16 protein-coding genes are annotated in these 17,537 nt (G+C 54.6%); 9 read left to right on the top strand and 7 right to left on the bottom strand.

Annotated elements, in window-relative coordinates:
- Window positions 1–81: 81 nt before the first annotated feature.
- The 3 genes from H3L95_RS07785 to H3L95_RS07775 all read right to left on the bottom strand — a co-directional run bounded on the left by H3L95_RS07785 (window position 82) and on the right by H3L95_RS07775 (window position 2,265).
- The gene (locus tag H3L95_RS07785; RefSeq protein ID WP_003758186.1) at window positions 82–501 is read right to left on the bottom strand and encodes a hypothetical protein; all 420 of its coding nucleotides are present in this window, start codon (window positions 499–501) and stop codon (window positions 82–84) included.
- Window positions 502–784: 283 nt separating this feature from the next.
- Complete coding sequence (gene holA, locus H3L95_RS07780; RefSeq protein ID WP_003758191.1) at window positions 785–1,786, bottom strand: DNA polymerase III subunit delta; 1,002 nt, start codon at window positions 1,784–1,786, stop codon at window positions 785–787.
- Complete coding sequence (locus H3L95_RS07775; RefSeq protein ID WP_003758193.1) at window positions 1,786–2,265, bottom strand: LPS-assembly lipoprotein LptE; 480 nt, start codon at window positions 2,263–2,265, stop codon at window positions 1,786–1,788. The genes holA and H3L95_RS07775 overlap by 1 nt, the downstream gene beginning before the upstream one ends.
- Before the next feature lie 157 nt (window positions 2,266–2,422).
- Between H3L95_RS07775 and pip the strand changes: the two genes are divergently transcribed.
- Window positions 2,423–3,358, top strand: coding sequence for a prolyl aminopeptidase (pip, locus tag H3L95_RS07770; protein ID WP_040668457.1), 936 nt, complete (start codon window positions 2,423–2,425; stop codon window positions 3,356–3,358).
- Between the two features lie 24 nt (window positions 3,359–3,382).
- On the top strand, window positions 3,383–3,916 hold the full coding sequence (locus H3L95_RS07765) for a DUF4189 domain-containing protein (RefSeq protein ID WP_003758197.1): 534 nt from the start codon (window positions 3,383–3,385) through the stop codon (window positions 3,914–3,916).
- Window positions 3,917–4,020: 104 nt separating this feature from the next.
- On the opposite strand, the gene H3L95_RS07760 is transcribed toward H3L95_RS07765, so the two are convergent.
- The 3 genes from H3L95_RS07760 to H3L95_RS07750 form a co-directional block, all read right to left on the bottom strand.
- Window positions 4,021–4,824, bottom strand: coding sequence for a glycosyltransferase family 2 protein (locus tag H3L95_RS07760; RefSeq protein WP_003758199.1), 804 nt, complete (start codon window positions 4,822–4,824; stop codon window positions 4,021–4,023).
- 103 nt (window positions 4,825–4,927) lie between these two features.
- The gene (locus H3L95_RS07755) at window positions 4,928–6,121 is read right to left on the bottom strand and encodes an amino acid aminotransferase (protein ID WP_003758200.1); all 1,194 of its coding nucleotides are present in this window, start codon (window positions 6,119–6,121) and stop codon (window positions 4,928–4,930) included.
- Between the two features lie 105 nt (window positions 6,122–6,226).
- Window positions 6,227–6,637, bottom strand: a complete 411-nt coding sequence (locus tag H3L95_RS07750) for a YqaA family protein (protein ID WP_003758204.1) — start codon at window positions 6,635–6,637, stop codon at window positions 6,227–6,229.
- A 251-nt stretch (window positions 6,638–6,888) separates the two neighbouring features.
- Between H3L95_RS07750 and H3L95_RS07745 the strand changes: the two genes are divergently transcribed.
- From H3L95_RS07745 to nagZ, 7 genes are all read left to right on the top strand, one after another.
- Window positions 6,889–8,112 (top strand): sugar MFS transporter, encoded by a 1,224-nt coding sequence (locus H3L95_RS07745; RefSeq protein ID WP_003758206.1) that lies wholly within the window; start codon window positions 6,889–6,891, stop codon window positions 8,110–8,112.
- A 230-nt stretch (window positions 8,113–8,342) separates the two neighbouring features.
- Window positions 8,343–8,975 carry a serine aminopeptidase domain-containing protein gene (locus H3L95_RS07740; RefSeq protein ID WP_040668459.1) on the top strand — a complete coding sequence of 211 codons (633 nt, stop codon included), beginning with the start codon at window positions 8,343–8,345 and terminating at the stop codon, window positions 8,973–8,975.
- Window positions 8,976–9,155: 180 nt separating this feature from the next.
- Window positions 9,156–10,544: a Na+/H+ antiporter NhaC gene (nhaC, locus tag H3L95_RS07735; protein WP_003758210.1), complete on the top strand. Its 1,389-nt coding sequence runs from the start codon at window positions 9,156–9,158 to the stop codon at window positions 10,542–10,544.
- A gap of 112 nt (window positions 10,545–10,656) precedes the next feature.
- A complete protein-coding gene (gene nth, locus H3L95_RS07730) occupies window positions 10,657–11,289 on the top strand; it encodes an endonuclease III (RefSeq protein ID WP_003758214.1) in 633 nt (210 codons plus the stop codon).
- A 170-nt stretch (window positions 11,290–11,459) separates the two neighbouring features.
- Window positions 11,460–13,013, top strand: a complete 1,554-nt coding sequence (locus H3L95_RS07725) for a DegQ family serine endoprotease (RefSeq protein ID WP_003741735.1) — start codon at window positions 11,460–11,462, stop codon at window positions 13,011–13,013.
- 189 nt (window positions 13,014–13,202) lie between these two features.
- Window positions 13,203–14,723 carry a Na+/H+ antiporter NhaC family protein gene (locus H3L95_RS07720; RefSeq protein ID WP_003758218.1) on the top strand — a complete coding sequence of 507 codons (1,521 nt, stop codon included), beginning with the start codon at window positions 13,203–13,205 and terminating at the stop codon, window positions 14,721–14,723.
- A 69-nt stretch (window positions 14,724–14,792) separates the two neighbouring features.
- Window positions 14,793–15,881: a beta-N-acetylhexosaminidase gene (nagZ, locus tag H3L95_RS07715; protein WP_040668461.1), complete on the top strand. Its 1,089-nt coding sequence runs from the start codon at window positions 14,793–14,795 to the stop codon at window positions 15,879–15,881.
- Window positions 15,882–16,190: 309 nt separating this feature from the next.
- Here nagZ and gdhA read toward each other — a convergent pair whose 3' ends face one another.
- Window positions 16,191–17,528, bottom strand: coding sequence for an NADP-specific glutamate dehydrogenase (gene gdhA, locus H3L95_RS07710; protein WP_040668462.1), 1,338 nt, complete (start codon window positions 17,526–17,528; stop codon window positions 16,191–16,193).
- Window positions 17,529–17,537: the final 9 nt, after the last annotated feature.

Raw genomic sequence — 17,537 nt, 5'->3', positions numbered from 1 at the left:
AAAAGGTCGTCTGAAAAACGGAATGCTTGGTTCGGGCGAAACTGCCGCATCCGTTTTCAGACGACCTTTGTGTGGGAGGAATCAGCGGTGGGGGCGTTTTTGTCCGCGCGCCTGCTGGGCTGCCATCTGGTTCATTTCCTGACGGGTCGGGCGTTTTTTGAACATGGCGTGCGCTTCTTCGGCCGAACATTTTTGCGACAGGCAGACCAACGTTATCGCGTCTTTTTGGTGTTGGCCGCCGCTGTGGTACATACGGCGCAGGTTGGCTTCGTTGATGCGGCCTTTTTCGGGGTCGATGTCGAATTTTTTCAGGCGTTCGAGAAACTGGCGCTGCTGGCGGCGCGAAGTCCAGACAAAGCCGCCGGCGGCTGCGGCGACGATGATGACGGCAAGCAGGATGGCGAGCGGCCACGAATCGACGATTAAGACGATGATCAGGCTTAAAACGGCGGTGGTCAGCACGAGCAGGCCGCCGATGCGGAGTTTGGTTTGGTTGTCCATGAAGTTGCAGTTCCTTGTAAGGGTGGAAGGTCGTCTGAAAAGGGTGTGCGGCAGACGGGCAAGCGGCGGCGTATCTCTGAACGCGCCGAATGCTTGTCAATCCGCTGCATTGAGTGGTGGACGGATTTCAGACGACCTCAAATATCATAACTTTATGTTTAACGGTATTTTACAGTATTTTTGCCGTTTGGGCGCGTACAGAAGCGATGCGGCATACAAACTTTCACGCTTTTTGAACAGGCGCGCCCTTGCCGCGAAAAGCGCCTATCCATGCCTAATGAAATCAGACTGCCAACCCCGTTACCAACTGCTTGAACTCCGTCCACGCGTCGCCGTCTTCCGCGCCTTTGATGATGCGGTCGATTTTGGCGCAGGTTTTGAGGGCTTCAATCAGGCGGACGGCGGGAATGCGTTTGACGGCAATCGGCGCGAGGGTTTGTTTGTCGCCCCACAGGCGCAGGCTGTCGCGGACGGATTGTACGCTCTGTCCTTGTTTGAGCGCGGCGGTCAGACGGATGAGGGTGCGGATGTCTTCGGCAACCGCCCACAGCAGCAAGACAGGCTCTTCGCCTTCTTCTTCGAGTCCGTCCAGAAGGCGGGCGACGCGCAGGGCATCGCCTTTCATCCATGCGCCGGAGAGCTGGAATACGTCGAAACGGGCGACGTTGGCGACGGCGGCTTCAGCATCGGCGATGTTGACGGTATGGTTTTGCGGGTGCAGCAGCGCGAGTTTGTCGATTTCTTGGCGGGTGGCGAGCAGGTTGCCTTCGACGCGTTCGGCAAACAGGGCGAGCGCGTCGGGTTCGATGTTGAGTCCGACCTTGTTCAGACGACCCTTTATCCACTGCGGCAGGGCTTGCGCGCTAATGGCTTTGGCTTCGAGTACCGTGCCTTTGGCAGCAAGCGCGGTGAACCATTTTGCCTGCGTTTGGGCTTTTTCGAGCTTGGGCAGCAGAATCAGGGTAACGGTGTCTTCGGGCAGGCGTTCGGCGAAGGTTTGCAGCGCGTCGCCGCCGGTTTTGCCGGGCTTGCCGTTCGGAATGTGGATTTCCAAAAGTTTCAAGTCGGCGAAAAGCCCTGCGCTGCCTGCGCTTTGCAAAAGTTCGTCCCAGTCGGCGCCGTTGTCCGCCGTAAAGACTTCGCGGTTGAGGTAGCCTTGTTTTTTGGCGGCGGCGCGCAGGGTGTCGAGGGCTTCGATGCGCAACAGGTCTTCTTCGCCGTGGATGATGTACAGCGGCGAAAGCGGCATATCCGCGCTGACCTGTTCGATATTCATGACCGCCATCAATACGCTTTCAGGAACGTCAGGCGGCGGACGATTTGGTCGGCGGCGTCGGCGCGCATTTCCGCCCAGATGGTTTCGCTTTCTTCCTGTTTGCCCAACACTTCGCTGTCGTTGTAGTCCATCGTGCGGTTGACGAGGACGGTAATCGGTTCGCCCACAGGCTCGCCGTTGCGCATGGCTTGTGCTTCGACGCGCAGCGTCAGCAGGTATTCGTTGACCAGCGCGGCGCGGGTGATGGTGTAGATGTCCTGACGGGTTTCAACGCCCTTGACGTTCAACGTCATTTGCGCTTCGGCGGCGGAAACGGGTTTGCCGTCGACGCGGCGCAGGGCGTTTTCCAAAGCCTTTTGCATCACGGAAGCGTTTTGGATGTGCCAAGCGGGATACGGCAGCGTGCGTGCGGTGCCGCCCATGCCTTTGAGGTGGAAGCCGCAGGCGGACAGAAGCAGCACGGCGGCGGTCATCAGGATTTTGTTCATTTCATTCTTTCGGTTGCGCGGGTATCGGGGAATTATAGCGGATAGTCGGTCGGTCGGGAAACGCGGCGGTGGAAGGGGATTTCAGACGACCCCTTGCCGTTTGTCGTTTGCCTGCCCGATGGGTACAATCCCAACGTCAGACAACAGGAGAAACATCATGCACCCCATCCGCGAACCCATCCGCAGCGGCCTGCTGCAAGTATCGGACATCCATCAAATCTACTGGGAAGAATCCGGCAATCCCGACGGCCTGCCCGTCATCTTCCTGCACGGCGGCCCGGGCGCGGGCGCATCGCCTGCCTGCCGCGGCTTTTTCAATCCCGACGTGTTCCGCATCGTCATCATCGACCAGCGCGGCTGCGGCCGTTCGCTGCCTTACGCCTGCACCGATGACAACACGACTTGGGACTTGGTTGCCGACATCGAAAAAGTCCGCGAAATGCTGGGCATTCAAAAATGGCTGGTGTTCGGCGGCTCATGGGGCAGCACCTTGTCGCTGGCGTATGCCGAAACCCATCCCGAACGCGTTGCCGGACTCGTGTTGCGCGGGATATTCCTGTGCCGCCCGTCCGAAATGGCGTGGCTGGACGAAGCAGGCGGCGTCAGCCAGATTTATCCCGCGCAATGGCAGAAATTCCTCGCGCCCGTCGCCGAAGAAAAACGCGGCGGCCTGATTGCGGCGTATCACGAAATGCTGTTCGGCGAAGACGAAGCAGGTCGTCTGAAAGCCGCCAAAGCCTGGGCGGATTGGGAAAGCTACCTGATCCGCTTCGAGCCGCAAGACGTCGATGAAGACGCTTACGAATCTCTCGCCATCGCCCGCTTGGAAAACCATTATTTCGTCAACGAAGGCTGGCTGAAGGGCGACAAAGCGATTTTGGCGAACACGGACAAAATCCGCCATATCCCGACCATCATCGTACAAGGCCGCTACGACTTATGCACCCCCATGCAAAGCGCGTGGGAACTGTCGCAGGCGCTCCCCGAAGCCGAACTGCGCGTGATTCAGGCGGGACACTCGTCGTTTGATCCGCCATTGGCGGCGGCGTTGGCGGAGGCGGTGGAAGATATGAGGGAACGCGCTGCGTGGTGAGACATGATTTGAAAGGACAAATTGATGAAAAAGCTGTTTTTAATCGCATTGGGCTTGGTAAGTTTTAATGTTTATGCCAATGGCTGTGGTGGAGAATACCAAGCTGCCACGGGAACCTGCCGTATCATAGACGGAAGCGGTCGGCAAATTTTATACAATGTGCCGCCTCCCAAATCAGGCAACAGCACCCCGCCTCCTAAAAAAATTATCTACTACGACGTGAAAGTTCCTTCTAAGTTTGGGGCTTTGGCTTTCAGTGAAAAATCAGGTCATATCGGTGGTTCATTAAATCAAAACTCAAAAGCCGAGGCACAAAATGCAGCCATTAAGCAATGTGAGAAGGGGAGTAGAAATGCCCCATGTAAAGCGATCAGTTGGGTCAGAAACGGCTGTATTGCCGCTGCTTCAGGCAAATTGAAAAACCAAACTAGAGTAATTGGAGGTGCGGCAGAACCCGGACTTGCAGAACAGGCTGCTATTACAAACTGCAAAAATGCAGGAATGACTGAATGCAAAGTTGTAATGCCCGAAGGCTGCTCCCTGCCACAATTGCAATAATCAAATCCAGCAAAAAGGTCGTCTGAAAACAAGATTTCAGACGACCTTTTTGCTTCAAGCAATGTAATGCAGCCGTTCAGGCGGGGTTTGGCGTTTATGTCTGCTTATTCGTACTCGGGGTAGAGCGGCATGGTGCCGGCTTCTTCGAAGGTCGAGTGTGCTTTGACTTCTTGCAGGCGGCGGCTGATGCGGCGGGTGACGGCTTCGGCTTCGTTTTGGTGGTCTATGGTCAGTCCGGGGACGGTTTTGCCGAAAAGTTCGGCATCGAGCAGACGCTCGGCGTGGATGCCGGGGCGGTAGTTGTGTCTGACGGCGGGGTCGCGTTCTTCAAAGAGGTAGCCGACGACGCTGTCGCGGGTCAGTGCGATGCCGAGTGCGGCATCTTCGCCGCCGAAGATTCGGAAGAGTTCGTCTTGCGGAAAGCCGCCGCAGGCGAGAAAGATGCTGCGGCGGAATACGGTGTTGCCGCCGACGGTCATTTGCAACCGTTCCCATGCGGTGGGGAATTGCGGGTGGTTGAGGTAGTGTTCGGGAAAGCCGACGGGACGCAATTTGAGGCGGACCAGGCTGAGGTAGGAGTAGGCTTCCAAGCCGAGGTAGGCGGCATTGAGGACGTTGTTTTCATAGACGTCGTCGGCGTCGAGAAAGGCGATAAAGTCGGCTTGGCTTTGCATGGCGCCCCAGTTGCGGGCTTTGGCGGCGCCGCCGTTTTCGAGCATGTATTCGCAACGGACTTTCGGATGGATGGCGGCGAGGTCGCTCATGATAAGGCGTGTGTCGTCGATGGAGGCGTCGTCAATCAGCCAGACGTTTTCGACGGCGGGTTGGGAGACGGCGCTCTCGACAGCCGCTTGAAGGGTGGCGGCGGAGTTGTAGCAGGGGATGATGACGTCTAGTGTGGGTCTCATAATGTGATGCTTTAAGGGGGTTGTTGTGTCAAAAGGTGGGGAAAGGTCGTCTGAAAACGGTATTTAGGTTTTCAGACGACCTTTGGGTATTGCCTGATGCGGATTACAACACTTTCACGATGCTTTCGCACAGGTAGTCGATGTTGTCATCGGTAATGCCGGCGACGTTAATGCGGCCGGAGCGCACGGCGTAGATGGCGAACTCGTTTTTCAGGCGGTCGACTTGTTCGGGCGTGAGGCCGCTGAAGGAGAACATGCCGTTTTGTTCGATGATGAAGTCGAAGTCTTGATTTGCGCCTTTGGCTTTGAGCAGTTCGACGAATTTTTGGCGCATGGCTTTGATGCGGCCGCGCATTTCGTCGAGTTCGGCAATCCATTGTGCTTTCAAATCTGCGTCTTTCAGCACCAAGGCGATGGTGTTCGCGCCGTGGGAGGCGGGATTGGAGTAGAGGGTGCGGATGATGGTTTTGACTTGGCTGTGGGCGCGGGCGGCGGTCGCTTCGTCTTCTGCGACTAAGGTAAACGCGCCGACGCGTTCGTTGTACATGCCGAAGTTTTTGGAATAGGAGCTGGCGATGAGCAATTCTTTGTTGTATTTCAAGAAGGTGCGCAAGCCGTATGCGTCTTCTTCGAGACCGTTGCCGAAGCCTTGGTAGGCGAAGTCAAACAGGGGCAGCCAGCCTTTTTCGGCGGAGAGTTTGGCGAGGGTTTCCCATTGTTCGGGCGTGGGGTCGATGCCGGTGGGGTTGTGGCAGCAGCCGTGCAAGAGGACGACGTCGCCTTTTTGCGCTTGGCCGAGGTCTTCAATCATGCCGTCCCAGTCTAAGCCGTGTTTGGCGGCGTCGTAGTAGCGGTAGGGCTTGTCTTGGATGCCGACGGCTTTGAAGATGGCGTTGTGGTTGGGCCATGTGGGGTTGGAAATCCAGACGGTTTGTGCGTTCAGCTGGCGTTTGGCGAACTCGGCGGCAATACGCAATGCGCCTGTGCCGCCGAGGCTTTGGGCGGTTTTGGCGCGGCGGCTGGCGACGATTTCGTGGTCTCTTCCAAAGAGGAGGATTTGGGTTTGCTCGTTGTAGTCGGCAACGCCGTCGATGGTGAGGTAGTTTTTGGTGGTTTCGCTCTCGAGCAGGCGTTTTTCGGCTTCTTTGACGGCTTTGACGATGGGGGTCGCGCCGGATGCGTCTTTATAAACGCCGATGCCGAGGTTGACTTTTTCGGGACGGGTTTCGGCTTTGAATGCTTCGCCCAAGCCTAAGATGGGGTCGGCGGGGGCGGCTTCGATGTGCTTGAAGAACATGATTTCTCGCTTTGCAAAAAAATGAAGGGACGGGATATTTCCTTTGGGATTTTACGCTGTTTCAGGTCGTCTGAAAATGAATGCGGCAGGTTTTGCGCAAATGGTTTACATCATGCCTTTGATGCCGGCGAGGATGATGCCGTAGCGCAGGATTTTTCCGGTCAGGAGCATGAGTGCGGAGGTGTAGGGGTTGAGCCTGAGCCAGCCTGCGGCAATGGGCAGCGCGTCGCCGATGACGGGCAGCCAGGCAAACAAAAGGGGCAGGGTACCCCAGCGTCGGAGCAGGCGCAGGGTCTTTTCAGACGACCTTTTCTTGGACGGAATCAGCCGCCCCATCCAATAGGAAACCATGCTGCCCAAGCCGTTTGCCAGTCCGGCGCACAACCATGCGCCGTATGCCTGTTCGGGATAGGTGTAGATAAACGCGGCGAAGGCGGCTTCGGATGTGCCGGGCAGGATGGTGGCGGAGGTAAAGGCGGAGGCGGCAAGTCCGAGATAGGCGTAAATGAGGGGCATGGCGGATAAGTTTGCGTCAGGTCAAGGGTCGTCTGAAATAAGATTTTAAGTCGTTTGCGGGTAGGTTAATTGTAAAATTCAGACGGATTCTGTCTATAAAAATGCGTTATCGGACAGAATCTTGCTGAAACTCTATGTAGTCGGCGCATTTCCAGTGTTTGCAAGAATGGCAAAAGCCAGTATGATTCGGCCCGTTATTAACGGATATTAACTGTTTGTACGGTCAATTCCAATAAATCGAAAGGCAAATCATGTCTACGCCATCACAGCAAAACCATAACCCCGCGCTGGTCGTCCTGACCACGCTCTTCTTCATGATGGGTTTCATCACCTGCATGAACGACATCTTGATTCCGCATCTGAAAGACATTTTCAAGCTGACCAATGTTCAGGCGATGCTGATTCAGTTCTGCTTCTTTACCGCCTATGCCATCATGTCGATTCCGATGGGTCATCTCGTCGGTAAAATCGGCTATAAAAACGGCGTCATCGGCGGCTTTTTGCTGACCGCCGTCGGATGCTTGTTGTTTTATCCCGCCGCAGAAAGCCTATCTTACCCGACTTTCTTGGGCGCGCTTTTCATTCTTGCTTCAGGCGTCACCCTGTTGCAGGTTGCGGGTAATCCGTATGTGACCCTGCTGGCGAAACCGGGCAAAGAGTCAGTGACATTGACTTTGGTGCAGGCATTCAATTCATTGGGTACGACGATTGCTCCGAAAATCGGTTCATATCTCATTTTTGCCGATGCGGCTCAGAAAGCCAGCAAAGCCGAGCAAATCACCTCCGTCCAAATCCCTTATTTGGGTTTGGCGGGATTGTTGATCCTCCTCGCCGTCTTCGTGAAAATGATCCGCCTGCCCGATGCGCGCAAAATTGCCGTTGAGGAAAGCGAACACAATCACGACGGCAAAAGCAGCGTGTGGCAATACAAACACCTTATTCTCGGTGTGGTCGGCATTTTCTGCTACGTTGGTGCGGAAGTATCCATCGGCTCTTTCATGGTCAATATTTTGGGCTTTCTGAAAGGATTGAATCATGCCAAAGCTGCAGACATGCTGGCGTTATACTGGGGCGGTGCCATGGTCGGACGCTTCCTCGGTTCGGCGGTGATGGCTCGAGTCGCGCCGAACCGTTACCTTGCCTTTAATGCCTCAGTTGCCACTGCCTTGCTCGTCATTGCCATCATGGTTGGTAAAGGCAATGCCGACATCGCCATGTGGGCGTTGATTGCCATCGGCTTTTTCAACTCCATTATGTTCCCGACCATCTTCTCGCTGGCAACCAAAAACCTTGGCAAATTTACCAATTCTGCTTCAGGTATTCTTTGTACCGCCATTGTTGGTGGCGCGCTGATTCCTGTCTTGCAAGGTAAGATTGCTGATGATTTCGGTATGATGATTTCTTATGTTGCACCTGCCGTGTGCTACCTCTACATCGTCTTCTTTGCCCTCAAAGGTTATAAAGCCGACGAGTAAGCGTTGACTGAACAAAAGGTCGTCTGAAAACTTGGAAATCAGGTTTTCAGACGACCTTTTTTCGTTGGGACGGACTTTTAAACCTGATCCGCTCAAACCAAGGTCGTCTGAAAATACGGCAACAGATTTTAACCGGAGCTTAAGCCCGTTTTCAAAAGACAAAACGCGTCCGCAATACGGTCTGACTGACTTATGGCATAATGCTGGCGGCAAAAATACAGGAGGTCTTCATGTCGAAAATCATCTTATTACACGGACTGCACATGCACTCTTGGGTGATGAAACCTTTAGCGGATATGCTGGAAAAGCAAGGCTTTGACGTTGCCCTGTTCGGTTATTACAGCGTCTGGCACACCATGCAGCAGCACACGCAGGCGTTGGCGGAATTTGTTGAAAAACACGATACAGGCGAGCCTCTGCATTTTGCCGGACACAGTCTGGGCGGGCTGGTGTTGCGCCATTTTGCCGCCGCACATCCCGAAAAAATTACCGGCCGCATCGTTACCTTCGGCACGCCCCACCAAGGCAGCCGGGCGGCGCAAAGGGTGTTCCGGCTTGGATTGAAGACCCCCGTACTCGGCGGTGCTTATCGCGATGCACTCGACGGCGGCACGCCCGATTTGCCCGAACATATCGAATTGGGCAGCATCGCCGGCAACAAACCGCTCGGGCTGGGGCGCGTATTGGGTTTGCACGGCGAACACGACGGTACGGTTTTGGTCAGCGAAACCCGCTGCCCGAATATGCGCGACCACGTTATCTTGCCCGTCAGCCACAGCGGTATGCTGTTTAAACACATTACCGCCGAGCAGACCGCAACATTTTTGCGTGAGGGGCGGTTTAATCATGATAAAAAGAAATAATACGGCTTTATTTTGAAAATAAGGATATTTTGTTTCAAAAAATCAAATTTAAAACCATATCGCATCAACTAAAATCCGTTATTACATTCATAAAAAATCACGGGGTCGTCTGAAAAGCGGTTTTTCAGACGACCCCGTGTGCTAAACTTCGTTAAATACACACAAAACAGGCAAAGCAATATGTTTGCATTCAAATCACTGCTCGATATGCCGCGCAAAGAGGCGCTTGCCGTCGTTGCGGCGTTAATCGGGGCGATGGGTTACACCATCATTTCGCTGGGCTGGCTGCCCCATATGTCCATCATTGCCGCCATTACCGTCCTGATCCTTTACGGTCTCGCGCGCGGGTTGAAATATAACGACATGCAAAAAGGCATGGTCGGCGCGGTGGGGCAGGGCATGGGCGCGATTTACCTGTTTTTCTTCATCGGGCTGATGGTCAGCGCGCTGATGATGAGCGGCGCGATTCCGACGCTGATGTATTACGGTTTCGGGCTGATTTCCCCCACTTATTTCTATTTTTCCGCCTTTGCGCTCTGTTCCGTCATCGGCGTGTCCATCGGCAGCAGTTTGACCACTTGCGCCACCGTCGGCGTTGCCTTTATGGGCATGGCGGCGGCGTTTCATGCCGATTTGGCGATGACGGCGGGTGCGATTGTTTCCGGCGCGTTCTTCGGCGACAAAATGTCCCCGCTCTCCGATACTACGGGCATTTCGGCTTCTATTGTCGGCATTGATTTGTTCGAACACATCAAAAACATGATGTACACCACCATTCCCGCGTGGCTCATCAGCGCAGCATTGATGCTGTGGCTCTTGCCCAATGTTGCCGCCCACGATTTGAACAGCGTCGAATCCTTCCGCAGCCAGCTCGAAGCGACGGGCTTGGTGCACGGCTATTCGCTGATTCCGTTTGCGCTGTTGGTCGTGTTGGCGCTGTTGCGCATTAACGCCGTTGTTGCCATGTTGTTCACCATCCTCGCCGCGCTTGCGGTAACTTATTTCCACAGCACGCCCGACTTGAACCAGCTCGGCGCATGGTTTTACGGCGGCTACAAACTCGAAGGCGAAGCGTTTCAAGACATCGCCAAACTCATTTCGCGCGGCGGTTTGGAAAGCATGTTCTTCACGCAAACCATCGTGATTCTCGGCATGAGTTTGGGCGGATTATTGTTTACGCTCGGCGTGATTCCGTCGCTGCTGGACGCCATCCGCGCGTTCCTGACTACCGCCGGACGTGCCACCTTCAGCGTTGCCGCCACGTCGGTCGGCGTCAATTTCCTCATCGGCGAACAATATTTGAGTATTTTGCTTTCCGGCGAAACCTTCAAACCCGTGTACGACAAACTCGGTCTGCATTCGCGCAACCTTTCGCGCACGCTGGAAGACGCGGGTACGGTCATCAACCCGCTCGTTCCGTGGAGCGTCTGCGGCGTGTTCATCAGCCACGCCCTCGGCGTGCCCGTTTGGGAATACCTGCCTTACGCCTTCTTCTGCTATCTGAGCCTGATTTTGACGCTGCTGTTCGGCTGGACAGGTCTGACGTTGAGCAAGAAAGAAACCGCGTAAAGCGGCGGGATAGAAAGGTCGTCTGAAAACCTTCGGCATCGGTTTTCAGACGACCTTTTGCGTTATAATCGGGCAAACGATAAAGACACACACCAATCCTACCCGTACCCCCATGAACAAACAGATCCGCCAAGAAATTTTCGAGCGTTTCCGCGCTGCCAATCCCCATCCGACCACCGAGCTTCATTTCAATTCACCCTTCGAGCTTTTGATTGCCGTTTTGCTGTCGGCGCAGGCGACCGACGTGGGCGTGAATAAGGCGACGGCAAAGCTGTTTCCGGTTGCCAATACGCCGCAGGCGATGTTGGATTTGGGTTTGGACGGCGTGATGGAATACACGAAAACCATCGGGCTTTATAAAACCAAGTCCAAACACATCATGCAGACTTGCCGCATCCTGCTGGAAAAATACAACGGCGAAGTGCCGGAAGACCGCGAGGCTTTGGAATCGTTGCCGGGCGTGGGTCGCAAGACGGCAAACGTGGTGTTGAACACGGCGTTCGGCCATCCCGTCATGGCGGTCGATACGCACATCTTCAGGGTGTCCAACCGTACCAAAATCGCGCCGGGCAAGGATGTGCGCGAGGTGGAAGACAAGCTGATGCGCTTTGTGCCGAAAGAGTTTTTGATGGATGCGCATCATTGGCTGATTCTGCACGGACGCTACACCTGCAAGGCGCAGAAGCCGCAATGCGGGAAGTGCATCATTAATGATTTGTGTGAGTATGGCGCGAAGTTGATGTAAACATTGATAAATTGTAAACAATCAACAAAACAACCTTTCTATCAGGTTAAAATTTCTGACGGCATTTTTTTATTTAAAATGAAATGCTTGAAAAAATATGGGCAAAAGGTAAAATTCGACCTTATCGGGTTGGAAAATGAGAAAAGTTTCAGACGACCCCGGTTTTTAAGATGCAAGAACACAATCCGTTATTCGGAAAAGGAAACGCGGTGCGCGAAAAAATGAACAAATACAGATACTTTGCTTTGGTAACGGCTTCTGCGCTGGCCTTGGGCGGCTGTGACAAAATCAGCGGCTTCTTCGGCGGCGACAGTAAAAGCGAAGAATTCGTACAAAGAATAGAACCTTCCAAAGATGACGGCAGCGTCGGTATGCTGCTGCCCGATTTCGCACAATTGGTGCAAAACGAAGGTCAGGCGGTGGTCAATATTCAAGCCTCCCCCGCAGGGCGTGCCGCAGGCAGCGGGCAGTCTGAAGAGCAGGGCATGGACTTGAGCCAGTTCCCTGACAACGACCCGTTTTACGAGTTTTTCAAACGCCTTGTCCCGAATATGCCCGATATGCCGGAAGACCAGTCTGCCGACGAGGATTTGAACTTCGGCTCCGGCTTCATCATCAGTAAAGACGGCTATATCCTGACCAATACCCACGTCGTCGCCGGCATGGGCAATATCAAAGTCCTGCTCAACGACAAACGCGAATACACCGCCAAGCTAATCGGATCGGATACGCAATCCGATGTCGCGCTGCTGAAGATTGACGCTTCGGAAGAGTTGCCCGTCGTCAAAATCGGCAATCCGAAAGATTTGAAACCGGGCGAATGGGTTGCCGCCATCGGTGCGCCGTTCGGCTTTGACAACAGCGTTACTTCGGGCATCGTGTCCGCCAAAGGACGCAGCCTGCCGAACGAAAGCTATACGCCTTTCATCCAAACCGACGTTGCCATCAATCCGGGTAACTCTGGCGGTCCGCTGTTTAACCTGAAAGGTCAGGTGGTCGGCATCAACTCCCAAATTTACAGCCGCAGCGGCGGATTTATGGGCATTTCCTTCGCGATTCCGATTGATGTGGCGATGAACGTTGCCGAGCAGTTGAAAACCAGCGGTAAGGTTCAGCGCGGTCAGTTGGGCGTGATTATTCAGGAAGTGTCTTACGATCTGGCGAAATCATTCGGCTTGGACAAAGCCAGCGGCGCGTTGATTGCCAAAGTGATGCCGAACAGCCCTGCCATGCAGGCAGGATTGCAAGTGGGCGACATCGTCCGCAGCGTCAACGGCGAAGAAGTGCGCGTGTCCAGCGATTTGCCGGTCATGGTCGGCTCGATGCTGCCGGGTAAGGAAGTTTCGCTGGAAGTATGGCGCAAAGGCGAGAAAATCAATGTGAAAGTCAAACTCGGCAGCATGGCGGAGCAGAACGAAACGTCTTCACGCGCTACCGAGCAGCCGCAGCAGGCAAATCCGGCAGACGGCTTTACCGTCGATAATACGGGACTGACCCTGCGCGTCGATGAAGGTGCAGGCAAAAGCCGCCTGATTGTTTCCCGCGTCAGCGGCGCGGCGGAACGTGCTGGACTCAAACGCGGCGACGAAATCCTCGCCGTCAGCCAAATCAGCGTCAACGACGAATCAAGCTTCCGCAGCGCGTTGGCAGGTGCGGGCAAAAATGTGCCGCTGCTGGTTCAGCGCGACGGCAATACGCTTTTCCTCGCCCTGACCCTGCAATAAGGTGCAACGCAAGCGCCATTCAATGATAGAATACCCGCCATCCTAAGGTGGCGGGTATTTTGTAATTTTAGCAACTGATTGATTTGTTTGTTTTTTGATGGTTTTGCTCTTTTGGCTTTGTCAACAATCGCATTCAAAGGTCGTCTGAAAACGTTCCGCTCCGATTGACTTCCTATTAATAAAAATATTATGCACCTGATTGATTATTCACATTCGTTTTTATCCGTCGTACCGCCGTTTTTGGCATTGGCGCTTGCCGTCATCACCCGCCGTGTATTGCTGTCTTTGGGCATCGGTATCTTGGTCGGCGTTGCCTTTTTGGTCGGCGGCAGCCCGATTGACGGACTGACACACCTGAAAGACATGGTGGTCGGACTGGCTTGGGCAGACGGCGATTGGTCGCTGGGAAAACCTAAAATCCTGATTTTCTTATTGTTGCTCGGTATTTTCACTTCTCTTTTAACCTTTTCGGGCAGCAATCAGGCGTTTGCCGATTGGGCGAAGCAACACATCAAAGGGCGGCGCGGCGCAAAAATGCTGACTGCCTGCCTCGTATTCGTTACCTTTATCGACGACTATTTCCACAGTCTCGCCGTCGGCGCGATTGCCCGTCCCGTTACCGACAAATTCAAAGTTTCCCGCGCCAAACTGGCGTATATCCTTGACTCTACCGCTGCGCCGATGTGCGTACTGATGCCGGTTTCAAGCTGGGGCGCATCGATTATCGCCACGCTGGCAGGTCTGCTCGTTACCTACCACATCACCGGATACACGCCGATGGGTGTGTTCGTCGCCATGAGCCTGATGAATTATTACGCTCTGTTCGCCCTGATCATGGTGTTTGTCGTCGCTTGGTTTTCTTTCGACATCGGCTCGATGGCGCGCCTTGAAAAAGCGGCATTGCAGGAAACCCACGACGAATCCGCTGGCTCGGACGGCCCCAAAGGCAGGGTTTACGCGCTGATTATCCCTGTTTTGGTGTTGATCGCATCCACCGTTTCCGCCATGATTTACACAGGCGCGCAGGCAAGCGAAACTTTCACTATTTTGGGCGCGTTTGAAAATACCGATGTAAACACTTCGCTGGTGTTCGGCGGTACTTGCGGCGTACTCGCCGTCGTCCTTTGCACGCTCGGCACCATCAAGGCCGCCGACTATCCCAAAGCCGTCCGTCAGGGCATATCTTCGATGTTCGGCGCGATTACCATCCTGATTCTTGCCTGGCTCATCAGCACCGTCGTCAGCGAAATGCACACCGGCGACTACCTCTCCACGCTGGTTGCAGACAACATCCATCCCGGCTTCCTGCCCGTCATCCTCTTCCTGCTTGCCAGCGTGATGGCGTTCGCCACAGGCACAAGCTGGGGCACGTTCGGCATTATGCTGCCGATTGCCGCCGCGATGGCGGTTAAAGTCGATGCATCGTTGGTTATCCCGTGTATGTCCGCCGTGATGGCTGGCGCGGTGTGCGGCGACCACTGTTCGCCCATATCCGACACCACCATCCTGTCTTCCACCGGCGCGCATTGCAACCATATCGACCACGTTACATCGCAACTGCCTTACGCCCTGACCGTCGCAGGCGCGGCAGCGGCAGGCTACCTCGTGTTGGGCATGACGCAATCGGCTTGGCTGGGCTTTTTCGCCACCGGCGTTGTCATGACCGCACTCATCTTCATATTGAAAGACAAAAAAGGCAAAGCTGCCTGACGTGTTTTCCCGTTTTCAGACGACCTTTGGTACTTTAAGGTCGTCTGAAACATTTTAAGGAACCCAAAAATGAACGCTCCCCATTCCATCCCGCGCGGTCCCGTCATGGCAGACGTCGCTGCCTATTGTCTGACCGAAGAAGAAAAACAACGCCTGCTCGACCCGTCTATCGGCGGTGTCATCTTGTTCCGCCGCAACTTCCAAAACGTCGGGCAGCTCAAAGCCCTGGTTCAAGAAATCAAAGCACTGCGCACGCCCGAACTCATCATCGCCGTCGATCACGAAGGCGGCAGGGTGCAACGCTTCATCGAAGGCTTCACCCGACTGCCCGCCATGAACACCTTAGGGCAGATTTGGGATACCGAAGGCGAAGCCGCCGCCAAAGAAAAAGCTGAGCAGGTCGGCTGGGTATTGGCGACGGAACTGACCGCCTGCGGCATAGACCTCTCCTTTACGCCCGTCCTCGACCTCGATTGGGGGGCATGCCCCGTCATCGGCAACCGCAGTTTCCACCGCAACGCCGACACCGTAACCCAGCTCGCCCTTGCCCTGCAAAAAGGTCTGAACCGGGGCGGCATGAAATCCTGCGGCAAACATTTCCCCGGACACGGATTCGTCGAAGGCGACAGCCATTTGGTGCAACCCGAAGACACGCGCAGCCTTGCCGAACTCGAAGCCGCCGACATGATTCCGTTCCGCGCCTTAAGCGGCGCAGGCATGGCGGCGGTTATGCCCGCCCACGTCGTTTATCCGCAAATTGACGGCAAGCCCGCCGGTTTCTCCGAAAAATGGCTCAAACAAATCCTGCGTCAAGACATTGGATTTAAAGGCGTTATCTTTTCAGACGACCTCACGATGGAAGGCGCGGGCGCAGCGGGCGGCATCAAAGAACGTGCAAACGCTTCCTTTACGGCAGGCTGCGACATCGTCCTCGTCTGCAACCGTCCCGACCTCGTGGACGAACTGCGCGACGGCTTCCAAATCCCCGCCAATCCCGATTTGGCAAACCGCTGGCAATACATGGCGAACACACTGGGCAAAGAAGCCGCCCAAGCCGTGATGCAAACGCCCGCTTTCCAAGCCGCCCAAGCCATGACCGCGCAACTTGCCACGCCTAAAGACACAGCAGGCGGCGTGAAAGTCGGCGAACCGTTTTAAAGGCGTTTGATTTAGAAAACATGAAAGAAGGTCGTCTGAAAACCTTGAATTAAGGTTTTCAGACGACCTTTTGTCCGTTTATAGTGGATTAACTTTAAACCAGTACGGCGTTGCCTCGCCTTGTCCTGATTTAAATTTAATCCACTATAAAAAACGAGGCAGGTTTGAAATCATACTAAGGTGCGCTTTATTGTGTGTCTGCCTTTGAAGCGCTATAAGCAGTTCCGAACAGTAAAAAAGGTCGTCTGAAAACCTTGAATCAAGGTTTTCAGACGACCTTTCCACAGCCTAAAGTCAGGACAATGAGACTTACACAATGCCTTGCGCCAGCATCGCATCGGCGACTTTGACGAAACCGGCGATGTTCGCGCCGTTGACGTAGTTGGGTTTACCGTTTTCAGTGCCGTATTTCAGGCAGGATTCGTGGATGCTTTGCATGATGTCGAACAGGCGTTGGTCGACTTCTTCGCGGCTCCAAGCCAGACGGATGGCGTTTTGGCTCATTTCCAAGCCTGAAGTTGCCACGCCGCCGGCGTTGGAGGCTTTGCCCGGTGCATACAGGATGCCCGCTTTGACGAACTGATCGACCGCACCCAAAGTAGAAGGCATGTTCGCACCTTCGGCAACGACGTAGCAGCCGTTTGCCAGCAGGGTTTTGGCGGCTTCTTCATCCAATTCGTTTTGGGTCGCGCAGGGCAGGGCGACTTCGGCGGCAACGCCCCACGGTTTTTGGTTTTCAAAGTATTTCAAACCTTGTTCTTTGGCATAGGTGGAAACACGTTCGCGGCGGACTTCTTTCAGCTCGATAAGCGCGGCGAGTTGGTCTTCGGTCATGCCGCTGTCGGGGAAGAGGACGAAGCCGTTGGAGTCGGAAACGGTCAGCACTTTCGCGCCCAGCTGGATGGCTTTTTCGGCGGCGTATTGTGCGACGTTGCCGGAGCCGGAAATCAGCACGCGTTTGCCTTCAATCGAATCGCCGCGTGTTTGCAGCATGGATTGGGCGAAGTACACGGTACCGTAGCCGGTCGCTTCCGGACGGATAAGGCTGCCGCCCCATTCGAGGCCTTTGCCGGTCAGGACGGAGGCAAATTCGTTGCGGATTTTTTTGTATTGACCGAAGAGGAAGCCGATTTCGCGGCCGCCTACGCCGATGTCGCCAGCAGGTACGTCGGTGTTCGGACCGATGTGGCGGTAGAGTTCGTTCATAAAGGCTTGGCAGAAACGCATCACTTCGGCGTCGGATTTGCCTTTGGGGTCGAAGTCGGAACCGCCTTTACCGCCGCCCATAGGCAGGGTGGTCAGGGCGTTTTTGAATACTTGTTCAAAGGCGAGGAATTTCAATACGCCCAAATCGACGGTCGGGTGGAAACGCAAGCCGCCTTTGTAAGGGCCGATGGCGGAACTCATTTGAATACGGTAGCCGCGGTTGACTTGGACTTGTCCTTTGTCGTCCACCCAAGTGACGCGGAACATAATGACGCGTTCAGGTTCGACGATGCGTTCAAGCAGGTTTTGTTGGGTGTATTTCGGATTTTTTGCCAAAAACGGGCCCAAGCTCATGAATACTTCTTCAACCGCTTGGTGAAACGGCTCTTGATTGGGGTTACGTTGTTTGAGGTTGGCAAACAAGGCGTTCAAATCGGTCATTTTATGCTC

The sequence above is a fragment of the Neisseria sicca genome (assembly GCF_014054945.1).
Classification (GTDB): domain Bacteria; phylum Pseudomonadota; class Gammaproteobacteria; order Burkholderiales; family Neisseriaceae; genus Neisseria; species Neisseria sicca.
Note: the sequence above shows the minus strand (reverse complement) of the source record. Positions and strands in the feature narration are given on the sequence as shown.

Coding starts and splice junctions, on each gene's coding strand:
- nagZ (WP_040668461.1), top strand. CDS start 14,793: ATGAACGCTCCCCATTCCATCCCGCGCGGTCCCGTCATGGCAGACGTC.
- nhaC (WP_003758210.1), top strand. CDS start 9,156: ATGTTTGCATTCAAATCACTGCTCGATATGCCGCGCAAAGAGGCGCTT.
- H3L95_RS07785 (WP_003758186.1), bottom strand. CDS start 501: ATGGACAACCAAACCAAACTCCGCATCGGCGGCCTGCTCGTGCTGACC.
- H3L95_RS07765 (WP_003758197.1), top strand. CDS start 3,383: ATGAAAAAGCTGTTTTTAATCGCATTGGGCTTGGTAAGTTTTAATGTT.
- pip (WP_040668457.1), top strand. CDS start 2,423: ATGCACCCCATCCGCGAACCCATCCGCAGCGGCCTGCTGCAAGTATCG.
- nth (WP_003758214.1), top strand. CDS start 10,657: ATGAACAAACAGATCCGCCAAGAAATTTTCGAGCGTTTCCGCGCTGCC.
- holA (WP_003758191.1), bottom strand. CDS start 1,786: ATGGCGGTCATGAATATCGAACAGGTCAGCGCGGATATGCCGCTTTCG.
- H3L95_RS07745 (WP_003758206.1), top strand. CDS start 6,889: ATGTCTACGCCATCACAGCAAAACCATAACCCCGCGCTGGTCGTCCTG.
- gdhA (WP_040668462.1), bottom strand. CDS start 17,528: ATGACCGATTTGAACGCCTTGTTTGCCAACCTCAAACAACGTAACCCC.
- H3L95_RS07775 (WP_003758193.1), bottom strand. CDS start 2,265: ATGAACAAAATCCTGATGACCGCCGCCGTGCTGCTTCTGTCCGCCTGC.
- H3L95_RS07720 (WP_003758218.1), top strand. CDS start 13,203: ATGCACCTGATTGATTATTCACATTCGTTTTTATCCGTCGTACCGCCG.
- H3L95_RS07755 (WP_003758200.1), bottom strand. CDS start 6,121: ATGTTCTTCAAGCACATCGAAGCCGCCCCCGCCGACCCCATCTTAGGC.
- H3L95_RS07760 (WP_003758199.1), bottom strand. CDS start 4,824: ATGAGACCCACACTAGACGTCATCATCCCCTGCTACAACTCCGCCGCC.
- H3L95_RS07750 (WP_003758204.1), bottom strand. CDS start 6,637: ATGCCCCTCATTTACGCCTATCTCGGACTTGCCGCCTCCGCCTTTACC.
- H3L95_RS07740 (WP_040668459.1), top strand. CDS start 8,343: ATGTCGAAAATCATCTTATTACACGGACTGCACATGCACTCTTGGGTG.
- H3L95_RS07725 (WP_003741735.1), top strand. CDS start 11,460: ATGCAAGAACACAATCCGTTATTCGGAAAAGGAAACGCGGTGCGCGAA.